The 17,140-nt window shown below is 40.8% G+C and carries 16 protein-coding genes; 9 read left to right on the plus strand and 7 right to left on the minus strand.

Annotated elements, in window-relative coordinates:
- Positions 1-29 precede the first annotated feature (29 nt).
- The 3 genes from fghA (at position 30) to IQ230_RS12655 (ending at position 3,292) form a co-directional block, all read left to right on the plus strand.
- The gene (fghA, locus tag IQ230_RS12645) at positions 30-875 is read left to right on the plus strand and encodes an S-formylglutathione hydrolase (protein ID WP_322742400.1); all 846 of its coding nucleotides are present in this window, start codon (positions 30-32) and stop codon (positions 873-875) included.
- A 44-nt stretch (positions 876-919) separates the two neighbouring features.
- The gene (locus IQ230_RS12650) at positions 920-1,966 is read left to right on the plus strand and encodes a glutathione S-transferase family protein (RefSeq protein WP_193932376.1); all 1,047 of its coding nucleotides are present in this window, start codon (positions 920-922) and stop codon (positions 1,964-1,966) included.
- Positions 1,967-2,143: 177 nt separating this feature from the next.
- The gene (locus tag IQ230_RS12655) at positions 2,144-3,292 is read left to right on the plus strand and encodes an alanine--glyoxylate aminotransferase family protein (RefSeq protein WP_193932340.1); all 1,149 of its coding nucleotides are present in this window, start codon (positions 2,144-2,146) and stop codon (positions 3,290-3,292) included.
- 77 nt (positions 3,293-3,369) lie between these two features.
- Here the strand turns inward: IQ230_RS12655 and IQ230_RS27365 are convergent, their stop codons facing one another.
- Both IQ230_RS27365 and IQ230_RS12660 read right to left on the minus strand, forming a co-directional pair.
- Positions 3,370-3,495, minus strand: a complete 126-nt coding sequence (locus IQ230_RS27365; protein WP_265576209.1) for a hypothetical protein — start codon at positions 3,493-3,495, stop codon at positions 3,370-3,372.
- A gap of 269 nt (positions 3,496-3,764) precedes the next feature.
- A complete protein-coding gene (locus tag IQ230_RS12660; protein ID WP_193932341.1) occupies positions 3,765-5,000 on the minus strand; it encodes an LL-diaminopimelate aminotransferase in 1,236 nt (411 codons plus the stop codon).
- An 83-nt stretch (positions 5,001-5,083) separates the two neighbouring features.
- Here IQ230_RS12660 and IQ230_RS12665 point away from each other — a divergent pair, with 83 nt between their 5' ends.
- A complete protein-coding gene (locus tag IQ230_RS12665) occupies positions 5,084-6,073 on the plus strand; it encodes a glycosyltransferase (protein ID WP_193932342.1) in 990 nt (329 codons plus the stop codon).
- A 4-nt stretch (positions 6,074-6,077) separates the two neighbouring features.
- Here IQ230_RS12665 and IQ230_RS12670 read toward each other — a convergent pair whose 3' ends face one another.
- Entirely contained in the window at positions 6,078-7,130 is a 1,053-nt protein-coding gene (locus IQ230_RS12670; RefSeq protein WP_193932343.1) for a saccharopine dehydrogenase family protein, read from the minus strand.
- 472 nt (positions 7,131-7,602) lie between these two features.
- Here IQ230_RS12670 and IQ230_RS12675 point away from each other — a divergent pair, with 472 nt between their 5' ends.
- The 4 genes from IQ230_RS12675 (at position 7,603) to IQ230_RS12690 (ending at position 13,971) form a co-directional block, all read left to right on the plus strand.
- The gene (locus IQ230_RS12675; protein ID WP_193932344.1) at positions 7,603-9,411 is read left to right on the plus strand and encodes an ABC transporter ATP-binding protein; all 1,809 of its coding nucleotides are present in this window, start codon (positions 7,603-7,605) and stop codon (positions 9,409-9,411) included.
- Positions 9,412-9,492: 81 nt separating this feature from the next.
- Positions 9,493-9,918: a beta-carboxysome assembly chaperone CcmS gene (gene ccmS, locus IQ230_RS12680; RefSeq protein ID WP_193932345.1), complete on the plus strand. Its 426-nt coding sequence runs from the start codon at positions 9,493-9,495 to the stop codon at positions 9,916-9,918.
- A gap of 40 nt (positions 9,919-9,958) precedes the next feature.
- The gene (locus IQ230_RS12685) at positions 9,959-10,297 is read left to right on the plus strand and encodes a DUF4870 domain-containing protein (RefSeq protein WP_193932346.1); all 339 of its coding nucleotides are present in this window, start codon (positions 9,959-9,961) and stop codon (positions 10,295-10,297) included.
- A 152-nt stretch (positions 10,298-10,449) separates the two neighbouring features.
- Complete coding sequence (locus tag IQ230_RS12690) at positions 10,450-13,971, plus strand: PAS domain S-box protein (protein ID WP_193932347.1); 3,522 nt, start codon at positions 10,450-10,452, stop codon at positions 13,969-13,971.
- On the opposite strand, the gene IQ230_RS12695 is transcribed toward IQ230_RS12690, so the two are convergent.
- The 3 genes from IQ230_RS12695 to IQ230_RS12705 form a co-directional block, all read right to left on the minus strand.
- Positions 13,966-14,397, minus strand: coding sequence for a DUF29 family protein (locus tag IQ230_RS12695; protein ID WP_193932348.1), 432 nt, complete (start codon positions 14,395-14,397; stop codon positions 13,966-13,968). The two genes, IQ230_RS12690 and IQ230_RS12695, sit on opposite strands and share 6 nt — an antisense overlap.
- Before the next feature lie 9 nt (positions 14,398-14,406).
- Positions 14,407-15,297: an alpha/beta fold hydrolase gene (locus IQ230_RS12700; protein ID WP_193932349.1), complete on the minus strand. Its 891-nt coding sequence runs from the start codon at positions 15,295-15,297 to the stop codon at positions 14,407-14,409.
- 175 nt (positions 15,298-15,472) lie between these two features.
- Positions 15,473-15,853 carry a hypothetical protein gene (locus IQ230_RS12705; RefSeq protein WP_193932350.1) on the minus strand — a complete coding sequence of 127 codons (381 nt, stop codon included), beginning with the start codon at positions 15,851-15,853 and terminating at the stop codon, positions 15,473-15,475.
- Between the two features lie 133 nt (positions 15,854-15,986).
- Between IQ230_RS12705 and IQ230_RS12710 the strand changes: the two genes are divergently transcribed.
- A complete protein-coding gene (locus IQ230_RS12710; protein WP_193932351.1) occupies positions 15,987-16,760 on the plus strand; it encodes an MOSC domain-containing protein in 774 nt (257 codons plus the stop codon).
- A 51-nt stretch (positions 16,761-16,811) separates the two neighbouring features.
- Here IQ230_RS12710 and IQ230_RS12715 read toward each other — a convergent pair whose 3' ends face one another.
- Positions 16,812-17,000, minus strand: coding sequence for a CsbD family protein (locus IQ230_RS12715; RefSeq protein ID WP_193932352.1), 189 nt, complete (start codon positions 16,998-17,000; stop codon positions 16,812-16,814).
- Positions 17,001-17,140: the final 140 nt, after the last annotated feature.

Raw genomic sequence — 17,140 nt, forward strand, 5'->3', positions numbered from 1 at the left:
TAGTTAGTTGCATCGTACCAATTTTATTTATGCCTGCATTGCTCAAATTAACTGAATATCGCTGTTTTGATGGAACTGTTGGTTTTTATAGCCATCAGTCAGAAACATGTCACATTGAAATGCGTTTTGCTGTGTACCAACCGCCGCAAGTAAAATCACAGCGAGTTCCGGTATTGTACTTTCTTTCAGGTTTAACTTGTAGCGAAGAAAACTTTATCACAAAAGCAGGGGCACAGCGCTATGCAGCTGAGTATGGATTAATGTTAGTTGTGCCAGATACTAGCCCAAGGAATACAGGAATTGCAGGAGAAGATGAGGACTGGGACTTGGGTACAGGTGCAGGTTTTTATGTGGATGCAACAGAAGTACCGTGGCGATCGCATTACCAAATGTACAGTTACGTAGTGCGCGAGTTACCTGCAATCATTGCCGAGAACTTCTCAGTACAATCAGAAAAGCAAGGAATTTTTGGTCATTCAATGGGCGGACATGGGGCGCTAGTATGTGCGTTACGTAACCCGAATCAATACAAATCTGTTTCTGCGTTTGCGCCAATTGTTGCACCGATGTGCTGTCCGTGGGGTGAGAAAGCTTTTTCGCATTATTTGGGTACAGATCGAGAAAGCTGGCGGACTTATGATGCCAGTGAATTAGTACTGAATGCAAACTATCAACATCCGATACTGATCGATCAAGGAACTGCTGATAAATTTTTAGTCGAGCAACTCAAACCGGAGTTATTTGAGCAAGCGTGTACCAAGGCTAATCAACCGCTAAACTTACGGATGCAAGCTGGTTACGACCATAGTTACTACTTTATTGCTACTTTTATAGAAGACCATATCCGTCATCACGCTGCTGCACTGTTAGATTAATTCTTCCTACGTTAGTGGAAGTGAGTGTTATGTCACAGCCTACCATGTCCTCTACAGAAGATAAAATTAAGAAGGCGATTGCCACAAAGCGGGGTAAACTACCATCAAAGTGGATCGTTTGGTTAGGAAAATTCGTTTGGACAAGTCTTTGGCAGATCATGATGTCAAAGCTAGCACCACGCAATCAATCAGGTGCATACATTCGTCCTAGCAGTGAGTTTCGCAACGTTGTCAGTACTGCAGAAGGAAATTCTTATCAACCTTTCTCAGGGCGCTATCAACTCTATGTTGGGCTAAGTTGTCCTTGGGCACATCGAACGCTTGTTGTACGGGCGTTGAAAGGACTTGAAGAGGCAATATCAGTATCTACTGTGTCTCCTTCGCCACTTGAAGGTGGTTGGATTCTAGACCAAGAAGAAAATGGCTGTCGAACACTTGCACAAGTATATCAGCTAGCAAAACCTGGATACAGTGGGCGTTCTACTGTACCTGTGTTGTGGGATAAACAGACAAATACCATAGTTAATAATGAGAGTTCTGAGATTATCGTGATGCTGAACTCAGAATTTAATCAGTTTGCGAAGCACTCTACCCTCGATCTTTACCCTGAAAAACTCCGTGAGAAAATCGATTGGTGGAACGAGAAGATTTATCACACGGTCAATAACGGTGTCTATCGTTGTGGTTTTGCACAGACGCAGGAAGCGTACGAACAAGCTTGTAATGAGTTATTTGTCACCCTAGATGAAATTGATACCGCATTAAGCTCAAGTCGATATCTTTGTGGTAGCAACTTAACACTTGCAGATATACGCCTATTTACAACCTTGTTTCGCTTTGATGTCGTTTACTACGGTTTATTTAAGTGTAACCGTCGCCAAATTCAAGATTATCAAAATTTAGGAGCTTACTTGCGCGACTTGTATCAGCTACCAGGTGTTGCTGAAACTTGCAATTTAGATGCAGTTAAACACGACTACTATGGTAATTTATTTCCCCTTAATCCAGGTGGGATTATTCCCTGCGGTCCTGATATCAATCTTCTAGAACCACATAAGCGCGAACAAGTTGGTCAAGGAGTGATGATTTAGTCAAGGAGAAGCGATCGCCTTGTCTCATTAATGATAATTAATATTGTCTCGTTTACCAGCTAATCACTACTGACAATCAGATGAGTAAGTAGCCGATGATATAACATTTTGCTTCCTGCTCGGCTTAGACTTTTATTTATCGCTTAAATTAATTGCAGTATAGCGTGATACCAAATAATGACTTCAACCATTTCAATCAATGATAAGCAGCGCCTGCAACTCACACCATTAGAAATGCCCAATCGCTTGCTGCTAGGACCAGGACCATCAAACGCGCATCCTGATGTATTACAAGCGATGAATAGACCGCCAGTAGGACATCTCGATCCCACTTTTCTGAAACTTATGGATGAAATTCAGTCGCTACTGCGCTATGTGTGGCAAACAGAAAACTCAATGACAATTGCAGTTAGTGGAACAGGAACTGCTGCAATGGAGGCGACAATTGCAAATTCAGTAGAACCTGGTGATGTCGTTTTAGTGGGTGTCAGTGGTTATTTCGGCAATCGTTTGGTAGATATGGCTGGGCGCTATGGTGCAGAAGTTCGCACTATAACCAAACCTTGGGGGCAAGTTTTCTCTCTAGAAGAATTGCAAATTGCCCTAGAAACCCATCGTCCAGCAATTCTAGCATTGGTTCATGCAGAAACGTCTACTGGTGCGAGGCAACCTTTAGAAGGAGTAGGCGAGTTGTGTCGAGAGTTTGACTGTTTATTGCTTGTAGATACAGTAACTAGCCTTGGTGGTGTTCCTATATTCTTAGACGCTTGGGGCGTTGACCTTGCCTATAGTTGTAGTCAGAAAGGTTTAGGATGTCCGCCAGGGGCGTCACCTTTTACAATGAGTGCTAGGGCAATGGAGAAGTTACAGCAGTGCCAATGTAAGGTAGCAAACTGGTATCTTGATATGACCTTGTTGGGTAAGTATTGGGGTCAAGAACGCGTTTATCATCATACAGCACCGATTAATTTGTACTATGCGCTGCGAGAGGCTTTGCGTTTAGTTGCAGAAGAAGGATTAGCAAACTGTTGGCAGCGTCATCAAAAAAATGTTGAGTACCTCTGGGAAGGATTAGAAGATCTGGGACTGAAACTACACGTTGAACGCGAGTTTCGGCTACCAACTCTCACGACTGTGTGTATTCCTGAAGGTGTTGACGGTAAGGCAGTTGCTCGACAGTTACTCAATGACTACAATATCGAAATTGGCGGCGGTTTGGGCGAATTAGCTGGTAAAGTCTGGCGCGTAGGACTGATGGGCTTTAATAGCCGCAAAGAGAGTGTCGATCCCCTTTTGGGTGCTTTACGGCAAGTTTTACCAAACTAAGATTGGCAGGTTAAATACAGGCGTAAAACAATCCTCGCCTGTATCTCATTGTTTGTCGGTCTCAAATTTCTACAAGGTTATTGGGAGAAAAAACCAACAAGCAAAAGGGGTACAAAAATTAATGCACACACAACAACAAGGAGAGTTCCCGCGTCAACATCAACTTCATTAATTTCATCATCATTTCTCTTTGGTATCGGCATCACGCACCTCCTAAGAGTGAGTATATTAACTTAAGGTAAAGGATACTTGCTTGTTTCTTAAACCCTAAATAGGTAGAGAATTGTGAAGGTAAAGTGCGATCGCTATAGATCAGCTTAATGTAAAACTTTCAAGACTTTACCTGTGATGTCTCCTTATCTTGCCAATAATGAGCTTCTAGAAGTTAATAAAGAATAAGAATTGATGGTAGTTATCTCAGCGGATAGGGTAGATCTGTCTACCCTAATCGTCATTTTAAAAGCGAGAAGTCTTAGACTTTGAATTTCTCGGTAATTCGCTTCATTGCTGCTTCAACATTTTCGCGACTATTAAAAGCAGAAATGCGGAAATAACCTTCGCCTGCTGCACCAAAACCTGAACCAGGAGTTCCAACAACATGGCAAGTATGCAGTAATTTATCGAAGAAATCCCAACTTGAAAGATTATTCGGCGTTTGTACCCAAACATACGGTGCATTTACACCACCATATACAGCAATTCCAGCAGCGGTGAGTTGTTCGCGGATGATTTTGGCATTTTCGAGATAAAAGCTTACCAGGGCTTTAATTTGGGCTTGTCCTTCGTCAGAATAAACAGCTTCCGCACCGCGTTGCACGATATAAGAAACACCATTGAACTTTGTTGATTGGCGGCGGTTCCACAGTTTCCACAATTCCACATCAGAACCATCTGCAGCTTTGGCGGTGAGAGATTTAGGTACAACAGTTAATGCACAACGAGTTCCGGTAAAACCCGCATTTTTAGAGAAAGAACGAAATTCGATCGCACAATCTCGCGCCCCTTCAATTTCGTAAATTGAATGCGGTAGTTCGGGATCGGTAATATAAGCTTCGTAGGCGGCATCAAAGAAGATAATTGAGTTATGCGCTTTGGCATAGTCTACCCATGCTTTGAGGTGTTCTTTGCTAGCTGTTGCACCTGTCGGGTTATTGGGAAAGCACAAATAAATTAAATCAACTTTCTCAGTGGGAATCTTGGCAGTAAAATGATTTTCTGCGGTGATTGGGAGATAAACTAAACCTGCATATTCGCCTTTGTCGTTAATTTCACCTGTATGTCCTGCCATGACATTGGTATCTACATACACAGGATAAACGGGGTCGGTAACGGCGATCGCATTATCGTTACCAAAAATATCAAGAATATTACCTGTATCGCACTTAGAACCGTCAGAGATGAAGATTTCTGAAGCATCAACATCGCATCCGCGTGCTTGAAAATCATGAGTGGCGATTTTTTCTCTTAACCAAGCATAACCTTGTTCGGGACCATAGCCTTTAAATGTTGCGCGATCGCCCATTTCTTCAACAGCTGCGATCATTGCAGTGCGACACGCTTGTGGTAATGGTTCGGTGACATCCCCAATCCCAAGTCGAATAATATTTGCCTCTGGGTTCGCGTCAGCAAAGGCATTTACCCGTCGGGCAATTTCTGGAAATAAGTAGCCTGCTTTGAGTTTGAGATAGTTATCGTTAATCGTTGCCATGTAGAATCGCCTTGAATACCGTAGAATAGCTTACTGCCAATTATCTCTAATAAGGGGTGAGGAGTGAGGGGCGAGGGAAAGATATGAGAAAGCTTTATTTTTTGGTTCCTGGAACGGGTGGTAAATTTGCGTGTGGAGGACTTTGGGCAGAATTAAAAACCTTGCATCTGGTAAAGCAGGTGTGTCGTGCAGATGTTGTCACGTATCGACAGAAAGAAAAAGATACGCTGTTTTTGGATGATTTATTACACGACGAGAACTTAGATGATGTGATTTTTGTGATTAGTTGGGGCTTTGATATTCCGCAACTTGCTAACAAGCTAGAGCCTTATCATGTTATTTATCATGCTCATAGTACGGGTTATGGATTTAAATTACCGGCAAGCATTCCAATTATTACTGTTAGCCGGAATACAATGGGTTACTGGGGACAATATGCGCCAAATTCATTAATTTATTATTTACCCAATCAAATATCTGATGAGTTTAGAGATTTAAAGATAGAGCGCGATATTGATGTATTAGTACAAGCACGAAAATCTTCAAAATACCTTCTGCAAGAATTAATTCCAGCTTTAAAACAGCAGTGTAATGTCGTTGTTGTCGATTCTTATATTGAAGATTTAGCAAAGTTATTTAATCGAGCTAAAGTTTATCTTTATGACTCGGCTGAGTATTGGGGAATGCAGGGAGTTAGTGAAGGCTTTGGATTGCAACCCCTCGAAGCAATGGCATGTGGCTGTCAAGTTTTTTCTAGTATCAATGGCGGGCTTTCCGATTATTTAGATCCAGGTTTTAATTGCTATAAAATTGCTGGGTATGCGCGAGATTATGATGTTAAACGAATTTTAAGAATAATAGAAAAACCAGAAGCAATCATACTACCCGAATCATTCTTTACAGAGTATCGAACTCAGAATATTCTTAACCGCTTGCAGGTCATTTTATACGAGATTAACGACTTCTTTAATTGCAAGAATTTACCTGGTAATATTCAAGACTTAACAAGTATCCGCGTAGCACAACTAAGAATACAGCGAGTATTTGATAAGTTGAAGAATAAATTTACATAGCAGCTTAGATTAAATCTTCGCGCACAACCCCATCAAAATCTAAGATGAAATCTGCACCATAAACTAACGATGGTGTTTGAAATCCAGGATGAAATTGTCCTGCAAGTACTCTTGAAACAATTTCTACTGCTGTCATTATTGTTAAGGTGTAACCTTCAGGACATTGCAAGCGCGATATCGCAGTTTTTCCAGAATCATCTACGACTTCTCCCCAGAGTAGACTTTTGCCTTGAGTGCGTTCTGTCTCTGTTGGTCCTGGTAACTGCTTTTGAATCAAACGCTTTTGCAAGTTTTGTACTGGTGGTAAGCTCAATAATCCACCAATATAGCGCGTTGCAACCATTCCCATACGTATCAATGCGGGAAAGGCGGCGTAAACTTCAATGTTAGGAATACCTGTAGTGTAAAAAGCTGTGGACACGTCTCCCCAGGGAATCGTTACGGCAGTCACTGCACCTTGTCCAAAATCAATTGGACGTGTTTTCCAAGCTGGGGGAACAGAAGTTAGAACTCCACTATGTCGTACGAAACCTCCCTTACCTTGGGCTTCGACCATTGTAGTCGCTGTTCCGCGTGAAATTCTACCTAATGCTTGAAAGGCAAGAGTTAGTTGTGTTGCGGTGGGAAGGCGGGCTTTGAGATGTGCGGCGAGACAATCAGAAGGAACAACATCAAAACCTACGCCAGGAAGCAGCATAATACCTGCGGCTTGGGCTGAAGCATTCTGTGCAGCGATCGCCTCAAAGACTGCAACTTCTCCAGTAATATCTAAATAATGCGTCTTTGTGCGCAAGCATCCGGCAACTAGTGACTTTGTCGTTTGTGAAAAAGGACCTGCACAGTTTAGAACAGCTGGTACGTCAGCTAAAGCCTCATCAATAGCAGGAGGATTATTTAGAGTGAATATACGATACTCTAGTCCTAGTTCTGTTGCTAATGTTGCTATTTTTTGGGAACTACGCCCTGCAAGGATCGGAGATAGCCCTTTTTGTACTGCTAAGCGTGCAATGAGTTCTCCGGTGTAACCATTAGCACCGTATAGCAAGAATGATGACATTTTTGAGTAGGAAATGCACTTTAGAAGACATGACAATTGTGGGATTACTAGACTCTATTAAGAATCAATCGTTAGCATGATTTTTTGTGTTCTTGATTCTTTTATTGATTTTATAATAAAAAATTAATTTACGCAGACAACATAGAATTAAGAGGATGTCTGAAAAGAGATAAACAGTTGTCTAAACTGCCCCTCTGCCCTCCAATTTTGGGGAGTTCTGAAGTTGAAGTCCCTCACTGGTGGAGAACCACTGCATTGCGGGAGTGTCCCCCGTTGTAGCAAGTGGCATGGATTTAGGAGGCAAATTCAGCATCTTCAACACTTCTCAAACATCCTCTAAGCAAAAAAAAGAGATAAGTTAATGATTAATGTAGTTCTTTTTAAAAAAAGTAGTAAATAATTTTTGCAGCTACTAATACAGAGAAAAATTAGAAAAGTAATTGACCGATCTTTATCCTAGAAAGGTGATTTAGTGTCAAAACATAGGTATCAAAAAAATTATCGCCGTCATAAATATCCTCTGAATCGCTTACTCGCCTATAGTCGTCAATATCGCGGTCAAATTTGGTTGGCATCGCTGTATTCAGTGTTGAATAAAGTATTTGATTTAGCACCACCTGCTTTGATTGGTGTTGCGGTTGATGTCGTTGTAAACCAACAGAATTCAGTGATTGCGCGTTGGGGCGTACAAGATATTTATACACAGTTTGTTATTCTTTCTATTTTAACTGTTATTGTTTGGATCTTCGAGTCAGTTTTTGAATACGCTCACTCCCGACAATGGCGGAATTTAGCTCAAACAATTCAACATGATTTACGTTTAGATGCTTATCAACATTTACAAGAATTAGAATTAGCTTATTTTGAGGAACGCAGTACAGGTGGTTTGATGTCAATCTTGAGTGATGATATCAACCAACTAGAACGATTTCTGGATGTTGGCGCGAATGACTTAATTCAAGTGACAACGACAGTTGTTGTGATTGCAGGTGCTTTTTTTATTATGGCTCCGAGTGTGGCTTGGATGGCAATGCTTCCGATGCCATTTATTCTTTGGGGTTCGGTGGCATTTCAACGATTGTTAGCACCACGTTATGCTGATGTACGTGAGAAGGTGGGTTTTCTAAATTCGCGTCTGGCAAATAATTTGTCAGGAATGTTGACAATCAAAAGTTTTGTAGCAGAAGACTACGAAGCCCAACGGGTACGTGAGGAAAGTGCAGCTTATCGTCAAAGTAATCGGAAGGCGATCGCACTTTCTGCGGCGTTTGTGCCGTTAATTCGGATGATTATTCTTGCTGGCTTTACCGCGTTATTACTCTATGGTGGTTTGGCAGCAGTGGAAGGTAGAATTACTGTAGGAACTTACAGCGTGTTGGTGTTCCTGATTCAGCGGTTATTATGGCCTTTAACTCGATTAGGCGAAACGTTTGACCAGTATCAACGCGCTATGGCTTCAACCAGTCGCGTGATGAATTTGCTTGATACTCCAGTTGCAATCCATACTGGAGACGTGGCGCTTCCTGTGGAGAAGGTACGAGGTGAAATTGAATTGCACAATGTCACTTTTGCTTACAATGGGCGCGATCCTGTCATTGAAAATTTATCGTTATATGTTCCTGCAGGAAAAACGATCGCGATTGTCGGTTCTACAGGTTCGGGTAAGAGTACTCTAGTAAAACTGTTGTTGCGGTTGTATGAAGTGCAATCAGGTAGCATTACACTTGATGGCATTGAGTTACGCGATTTAAAATTTAACGATTTGCGTCGCGCGATTGGTTTAGTTAGCCAAGATGTCTTTTTGTTTCACGGGACAGTTGCAGAAAATATCGCCTACGGAAGTTTTGACGCAACACCAGCAGAAATTATCCACGCTGCTACCATTGCCGAAGCACATGAGTTTATCATGCAGCTTCCTCAAGACTACGATACAATCGTTGGCGAACGCGGGCAAAAGTTGTCTGGGGGACAGCGACAAAGAATTGCGATCGCCCGCGCTGTTTTAAAAAATCCTCCGATTTTGATTTTAGATGAAGCCACTTCTGCGGTAGATAATGAAACTGAAGCCGCTATTCAGCGATCGCTAGAAAAAATTACGCTAAATCGCACAACGATTGCGATCGCGCATCGGCTATCTACTGTGCGTAATGCCGATTGTATTTACGTTATGGAATACGGTAAGTTAGTTGAAAAAGGAACCCACGAACAACTCATCGCCAAACAAGGAATTTATGCCAGCCTTTGGCGGGTACAATCAGGTTTAAACGTTGCTAGTGGTTAGTTGCTAGTCACTAGTCACTTGTATCATCAATAACTAACCAGATTTGATCTTAATTACCAGTCTTTAAATTTTGCATTGCTTATGTTTTTTGGTAGCCCTCAACCTCATTCTCAAGAAAATACTTGGCAACGTCAGTTAGATCAATTTGCCAAGGTAAATCAACAAGAACTTGCAGCTTTGTCTTGGGGATTATGGCTAGAAAATGGCGATCGTCAAGGAACTTTAGGAATTAATCTAAAGCCACAACCGCACTTTGTGTATTGTCCAAAATCGGCAATTGAAACTTTAAATGATAATGTGGAAAATCAAATTCAAGAGATTTTAGGTATTGTTGATAACCACCAACCAGAAAAAGAGGTTTTAATTATTGGTATTGGCAGCGAACAAATCAAAATAATTCATTATGAGCCTAAACCTACACCACCTATTTGTTACGCACAATTAGCAATTGATGTTAATACTTTATTAGAACGATTAGAACAGCATTTATCTGAACAAATATCCTAAAAAATGAGTAGCTTAAATATGAAAATTCTCAATAGCTATCATGAATGACACAGATAAAAGAAAACTCCTGTCTGGATTAAGCCACGGTTCGTTGAGTCTTAACATTGTTGTATTTCCAGTTCTCGTACCCATCATTATCTTGTTGGTTACGGATGATGAAATTGTGCGTGGAAATGCCAAAGAAGCAATTAACTTTGCAATCAATATCATTATTTGTGCTGTCATCAGTTCGATACTTATTTTAGTAGAAGGGATTGGTATTTTCCTACTTTACCTACTTGCTATTATCAGCTTTATCATGCCACTTATTGCTACTATATATGCCGTAAAAAACATACATAAGCCGTATCATTATCCTTTAATTTGGCATTTTTTATAGCGGTATATAAGTGAAGCTAATAGAAAAATGTATCGCCAACTTATTTAAATTGTGAAGTTTTTAGGAACAAACCATAAAATACCTAAAAAAGAGATAATGATTTAAGATCGCTATACTATGTACCGTTTTAATTAAAAGGACAATTTGGCAGAATGCAGCCTGTCCAATCAACACAGCAAAATCAAGAAATTCAACAGGATAGTTCTGTAGCTGTAGATACAGCTATTTTCTTTGAACTTTCTACAGATTTACTGTGTGTCATTAGCTGGGATGGTACGTTGAAGAAGGTAAATCCAGCTTTTGGTAAGACATTAGGATATTTAGCTGCCCAATTACAGCAGCAGAAGTTTATAGACTTGGTTCATCCTGAAGATCAAGATAAAACACTTGCAGCGATCGCTCAAAGTCAAATAAGTGATGGCACAGCATCCTGTGAGAATCGCTACCGCTGTCACGATGGTTCGTATAAACTCTTAGAGTGGACTGTCCGTTTTGAAGTAAAGACAGGATTAATTTACGCAATCGCCCGCGAAGCGGCGAATAATTCCACCACAGATACGGCACTCTATCGCACCTTAGCACGCAATCTTCCCAAATCTGCTGTCTTCTTATTTAACCATGATTTGCGTTACGAGCTATGCGAGGGTCAAGAAATAGCCAGCATGGGCTTTACCCAAGATAGCTTGGCAGGAAAAACCATTTGGGAAGCATTACCATCAGAATTTAGTGCAGAAGTTGAGTCACTGTACCGCGCAACACTTACAGGACAAGAAATTGTGACTGAAATGATTTGTTGCGGTCATGCTTACACCATACATACTGTACCTGTGTGTAACGAACAGCAGGAAATTGTTGCAGGGATGGCGATCCTCCAAAATATTGATGAACGCAAGCAAAATGAGGAAACGGTACGACGACAAATCGGAGAAATTGAAGCAATTTATACCTCCGCACCGATTGGATTATGTTTCTTAGATACTGACTTGCGTTATGTGCGCGTCAACGATCGCTTAGCCGAAATTAATGGTATCCCAGCAGCAGAACACATCGGTAAATCTATTGAGGAACTCTTACCTGAACTAGGTGAATTGCAAGCACAGTTGTTTGCACAAGTGATTCAAACTGGAGTACCTATTTTAGATATGGAACTACATGGTACTACCCCAGCGCAACCAGGAATCGAGCGCGATTGGTTAGTGAGTTACTACCCACTACGCGATCGCGATAACCATATTCTTGGTATCAATATTGTTGTTCAGGAAATTACACAGCGCAAGCAACAAGCTACTGAACTCAAAGAACGAGAAAGACAGCTAACAACAATTTTATCGAATACTCCCGATGTAATTTGCCGTTACAGTAAGGACTTTCGCTATCTTTATATCAGTCCCGCTGCTGAACGAATTGTCGGGATTCCCACAAACCAATTCATTGGTAAAACAAATGCAGAAATAGGGATGCCAGAAACATACACTAAGACGTGGGAGAATCTGATTACAGAAGTTTTGACAACAGGTCATCAACAAGTTTTAGAGTTTAACTTCTCCTACGCATCTAGAACGTGGCATTTCTACTCGATATTTATTCCAGAATTTGCACCTGACAGTTCAGTTGAATCAGTACTCGTTGTCAGTCGCGATGTGACCGAACGTCGTCAAGCTGAAGAATCCTTAGCGAAAAGTCAAGATTGGTTGCAACTTTCCCAACAAGCAGGGCACATTGGTGCTTTTGTTTGGGACATAATGACAGGAGATATTGTTTGGACGCAACAGCTAGAAATTCTGTATGGGTTAACTCCTAGTAGCTTTGGCGGTACTTACGAACACTGGCGACAACAAGTTCACCCAGAGGACTTAGCGCGAATTGAGCAAAGTTTGCAAGAGAAGATGCAGACTCGCAGTGAAGAGTGGCAAGGAGATTTTCGGATTTTTCACGCTCAAACTGGGGAAATGCGCTGGATCGCTGCTAAAAGTCGCTTCTTTTATGATGATTGTGGGCAAGCAGTTCGGATGATTGGCGTCAATCTTGATATTAGCGATCGCAAACATACAGAAGTTGCGTTACGCGAAAGTGAACTGAATTACCGGATGCTAGCAGATACAATGCCACAGTTGTTCTGGACAACGCTACCTGATGGCTACCACGAATATTACAACCAGCGCTGGTACGATTATACCGGATTAACGTTAGAGGAAACCAAAGGGACTGGCTGGAATCACGTTTTGCATCCTGAGGATCGACAACGCAGTTGGGAAGTCTGGAGTGAGTCGCTGTGTACAGGGAAAAATTATGAAATTGAATATCGGTTTCGTCGCTTTGATGGAGAATACCGCTGGTTTTTAGGCAGGGCATTTCCTTTACGCGATCAGAGTGGACAAATTATTCGCTGGTTTGGTTCGTGTACTGATATTCACGATCAAAAAATTGCCTTAGAAGAACGCGATCGCGCCGTAGAACGCGAACGAACCGCAAGATCGCAAGCTGAAGCAGCGAACCGAATTAAAGATGAGTTTCTAGCAGTACTATCACACGAGTTGCGATCGCCACTCAATCCAATTTTAGGTTGGGCAAAACTTCTTCTCAGTCGAAAATTTGATGAAGAGACAACGCGCAAAGCTTTACAAACAATCGAGCGCAATGCACAATTACAAACACGCCTGATTGAAGACTTACTAGATATCTCGCGAATCTTACGCGGTAAGCTGAGCTTAAACATCACGCAAGTTAACTTAGTCACAATTGTAGAAGCCGCACTCGAAACTGTACGACTCGCGGCGGAGGCGAAAGCGATTAACTTACACTTCATCATGGCATCGGCACGCGATCGAGAGTTCCAAATTACGGGAGATGCAGCGCGGTTGCAGCAAATTATTTGGAATCTCCTCACAAATGCAGTCAAGTTTACCCCCAATGGTGGGCGCGTTGAAGTCAAGCTGGATTATGTGTTCTCAGGTTTGAATTATGAATTGGGGAATTCTACAACTCAAAACTCACAAAGATGTGTGCAAATTCAAATCAGCGATACTGGTAAAGGAATTGCACCTGAATTTCTCCCCCATGTATTTGATTATTTCCGTCAAGCTGATAGCAGCATTACGCGAAAATTTGGTGGACTAGGGTTAGGACTTGCTATTGTACGTCATTTAGCTGAACTGCATGGTGGTTCAGTCAAAGCCGATAGTCAAGGCGAAGGTAAAGGCGCAACATTTAGCGTCACGCTACCGCTACCAGAAGCAGATGTAGGAAATGCAACCTTAGGTAATAACACGCATGACAATGACTCTGATCTCCCACTATTGGGAATACGAGCATTAATTGTAGATGACGAAGCGGATATGCGCGAGTTACTTGTTGTAACTTTAGAACAATATGGAGCGCAAGTTACTGCTGCTGCATCAGCAAGTGAAGTCTTAGAACAGTTACCACAAGCCTATCAGATTCTCATTAGTGATATCGGAATGCCCAACATAGATGGCTACACATTAATGCGGCAAATTAGAACCTTACCAATTGAACAGGGAGGATCAATACTTGCGATCGCCTTAACTGCTTATGCTGGCGAAACCGATCAACAAGCAGCGATCGCCGCTGGATTTAATCGACATTTAGCAAAACCCGTTGAACCTGCTAAATTGTTAGCAACTATTGTCAATCTATTCAGCAATAAATCATAAATCTTGAGCTAAGATGAGTGTCATTGCTTGCTGTAGAATCTCTTCTTGATTAACTATTTTTGCTAATTCATCCGGTTGATAGCGTCCTTCTGCAACTTCTAAAGCAGCGCAATCTATTGCTGCTGGATAAGCTTCTTCTAAAGCAATACGTAAATCTTCTGGTGGTAAGTAATAACCACCTGCTTGGCGACGTTTATTCTTTTTTTGGATCATCCGAATTGAATTACGAATTGAAACTTCCCACGAGCGCGTAGAACGCTTTTCGGCGTGTTGTTTGATAAGATGAAGCAAAAGGATGACTGCATAACTACTGATTGCACTAATTTTGTCATCGCGACTCATTTCTTCAAGCTCTTCAACAATTGCTAATGCTCCTTTAACATCACCTTGTAATAGCAATTCTTTGAGTGTAAATAATTCTTCCATAGCATTATTTCAATTCCTTTGCTCAGTTATAAAGTTTAGAATGTGTTCAGCAGTAATCTGGGGTTGTTCAAGATGTGGTACATGACCGCAGTCTTTAATCCAAATAAGTTTACTATGTGCGATCGCTTGTTGAAACTGATTAGCATCTTTGATTCCTAAAATGCGATCGTCTTCTCCCCATAAAATCAACGTTGGTTGCTGAATTTGCGCCAACTTGTCTTTAAAAGATGTGTAACCACCACTTTTTGTAAAAGCAATTAAAGCTTGATTCCATCCAGGCACATTTAAATGCAATGCAGCACATAATTGAGCATCAACTGAAGCTAAACTTTTATTTTTATACGCAGCACGACTAATACTATTGCGTACTCGCGGGTTGCGTAAAAACTCTGTCGCCAATCGATCAAGTGGTGGAAACATGAGTTTTCCCATTGCAGAACCGGCACTAAACCCTGCACTATCTATTAGTACTAATTTTTGCACAACCTCTGGATAAGTTAGTGTAAAATCAATCGCGGCTGCCCCTCCCATCGACGCCCCAACTAAAATTACTGGTTGATTAATTAAAGTTCTCCAGAAATAATATAAATGTGTTTTAATCGCACTTGGACTGAAAGTAAGATTGGCGCGTTCAGTAAAGCCAAAACCTAATAAATCGACTGCCCAAGTGTTATTTTTAGCTGCTAATAACGGTAGTAAACGACGAAATTCTAACACAGAACTATCAAAGCCATGCAAAAGTAAAATTGGTTGATCGCTGTTACCTTGATGAACATAAGCTGTAGTAATTGCTTGTGCAGTTAAGGGAGTGGCGATCGCCTGAAATTTAATATTTTTTGCTAGCTCAATTGATGTTGATTCAGTAAGTTGATTAATTAGCTGATTTAAATTAATTTTCATAACAATTTATTCAACTGTTAACAACATAGCAGCAATAGATAACTATTTATAAACTTCTATTACCAACTCTACACGAACACCACTAAAAAATAAGGTAGTAGCTCTGAATTAATTCAGCTTACTACTACCAAGATAAAATATATAAAAACCTACAATTTAACCACAAATAGCTTGATTAATCTCCGGTGACAGCTTCTTTAATTTGCTCAGCAGCTTGTTTTGTCCCAGGATCAATCGGTTCATCAAGGTTAAGTTTATCCTTGATATTTTCAAAAACTCCTTTATTCTGATCTTGTGCCTTTTCAGCTGCTGTTTTAGTTGCTGGTTTGTAGCCTTCTTTTTCTAAAAGCCTTTCTGCTTTTTCAGTTTCTTCTCTAAGTTTTTCGGCTTTAGGACGTCCCTGACTATCTACTCGGTCAACTTGGTACGCAGTAGCCTCTGGTGTAACTGGTTCAGCTTGTACTTGCACGGCTGTACTCACCATAAAAGCCAAGGCTACGAGAAAAACAGTAACAATCTGCCGCAGTTTAATTCTTTGCAACCACGATCGCTTCATTTAGACCCTCCACTGTAGTTCTTGAAGTCGAAATTAAGCTTACACGGTTTAGCAGTACTCTGTTAAGAGTAGCGAGATAGAGATCTAGACAAAAACGTAGATTGATTCTAAACATAAAGATTTGTAAAAAAAAATGTCAAGTATTATTACACAGTTATTCGTTCATCCTGTTAAAGGGCTAACACCGCAAGCCGAAACCCAAGTTACCTTGCAAGCAGGACATGGAATATTAGGCGATCGCGCTTTTGCTTTGATGTACGATACTTCTGCATCATCCAACTCTAATGTTGTCCCGTGGATGCAAAAGCGCAACTTTGCAATGCAATGCGATCTACCTAGATTAGCAGCTTTGGATTGTTACTACGATTTTAAAACTGAATTATTAACGATTAAACACAAAGGTAAAGAGTTACTTATCGCCAAAACAAATTCTGAGGAACGTAACTTAATTAGTGTATTTTTTACGAATTATCTTGCAACCGAGTTAAAATCGCCATTACGGCTAGTTGGTGAAAACGATGGAAAAACTCGTTACCCCGATCGCCACACAGCACACATATCCCTAATTAATCAAACAACGTTAGATCAATTAAGCAATATTGCTAGACAACCAGTTGATATACAACGCTTTCGACCTAATATTGTCTTTAAGGGTATACCAGCATGGGCAGAGTTTGATTGGATAGGACAAGTATTCCAGTTAGGTTCTGTACAAATCGAAATTACTGCCCCTATAAATCGCTGTTTAAATATTGATGTAAATCCTAAGACAGGAGAGCAAGATTTACCGCTACTTTCGCTATTACAACAACACTTTCATCACAGGCAGACAGGAGTTCTTGCCAAAGTCATTACAAGCGGTATAGTAGCCGTTGGCGATCGCTTGCAACCTTTAAATCTTAATTAAAAAACAAAACCAGCAAACAAACGCTTGCTGGATGGCATTTTTTTGTGAAACTTATACTTTGTCAATTGTATCCTTCATTGCATCTTTAGCATCTTCAATCGCGTGCATTGTTGCAGCTTCCTCTTGCTTTGCTTGACCTTCTGCTTTATCTTTAGTATTGCCTGTAATTTCACTCATAGCCTCTTGAAGCTTTCCTTCTACATTCTTAGCAACTGCTTCTGCCCGATTTTCAACACTCATTTGCTTCTCCTTGACATTACCTCGCTTTACTTAGAAAGACAGAATAAAGTAAAATTTACATCCCTCATTAGTTAGATTTTTGATACTTTAGTAAAAAATATCTCTTATCTGATACAGATTTTTCTATTTTTACGTATACA

The sequence above is a fragment of the Gloeocapsopsis crepidinum LEGE 06123 genome (assembly GCF_015207655.1).
Taxonomy (GTDB): Bacteria; Cyanobacteriota; Cyanobacteriia; order Cyanobacteriales; family Chroococcidiopsidaceae; genus Gloeocapsopsis; species Gloeocapsopsis crepidinum.

What these genes read in the sequence shown, in the direction of transcription:
- fghA (WP_322742400.1), top strand. Translation starts at nt 30, where the DNA reads ATGCCTGCATTGCTCAAATTAACTGAATATCGCTGTTTTGATGGAACT.
- IQ230_RS12650 (WP_193932376.1), top strand. Translation starts at nt 920, where the DNA reads ATGTCCTCTACAGAAGATAAAATTAAGAAGGCGATTGCCACAAAGCGG.
- IQ230_RS12655 (WP_193932340.1), top strand. Translation starts at nt 2,144, where the DNA reads ATGACTTCAACCATTTCAATCAATGATAAGCAGCGCCTGCAACTCACA.
- IQ230_RS27365 (WP_265576209.1), bottom strand. Translation starts at nt 3,495, where the DNA reads ATGCCGATACCAAAGAGAAATGATGATGAAATTAATGAAGTTGATGTT.
- IQ230_RS12660 (WP_193932341.1), bottom strand. Translation starts at nt 5,000, where the DNA reads ATGGCAACGATTAACGATAACTATCTCAAACTCAAAGCAGGCTACTTA.
- IQ230_RS12665 (WP_193932342.1), top strand. Translation starts at nt 5,084, where the DNA reads ATGAGAAAGCTTTATTTTTTGGTTCCTGGAACGGGTGGTAAATTTGCG.
- IQ230_RS12670 (WP_193932343.1), bottom strand. Translation starts at nt 7,130, where the DNA reads ATGTCATCATTCTTGCTATACGGTGCTAATGGTTACACCGGAGAACTC.
- ccmS (WP_193932345.1), top strand. Translation starts at nt 9,493, where the DNA reads ATGTTTTTTGGTAGCCCTCAACCTCATTCTCAAGAAAATACTTGGCAA.
- IQ230_RS12685 (WP_193932346.1), top strand. Translation starts at nt 9,959, where the DNA reads ATGAATGACACAGATAAAAGAAAACTCCTGTCTGGATTAAGCCACGGT.
- IQ230_RS12690 (WP_193932347.1), top strand. Translation starts at nt 10,450, where the DNA reads ATGCAGCCTGTCCAATCAACACAGCAAAATCAAGAAATTCAACAGGAT.
- IQ230_RS12695 (WP_193932348.1), bottom strand. Translation starts at nt 14,397, where the DNA reads ATGGAAGAATTATTTACACTCAAAGAATTGCTATTACAAGGTGATGTT.
- IQ230_RS12700 (WP_193932349.1), bottom strand. Translation starts at nt 15,297, where the DNA reads ATGAAAATTAATTTAAATCAGCTAATTAATCAACTTACTGAATCAACA.
- IQ230_RS12705 (WP_193932350.1), bottom strand. Translation starts at nt 15,853, where the DNA reads ATGAAGCGATCGTGGTTGCAAAGAATTAAACTGCGGCAGATTGTTACT.
- IQ230_RS12710 (WP_193932351.1), top strand. Translation starts at nt 15,987, where the DNA reads ATGTCAAGTATTATTACACAGTTATTCGTTCATCCTGTTAAAGGGCTA.
- IQ230_RS12715 (WP_193932352.1), bottom strand. Translation starts at nt 17,000, where the DNA reads ATGAGTGTTGAAAATCGGGCAGAAGCAGTTGCTAAGAATGTAGAAGGA.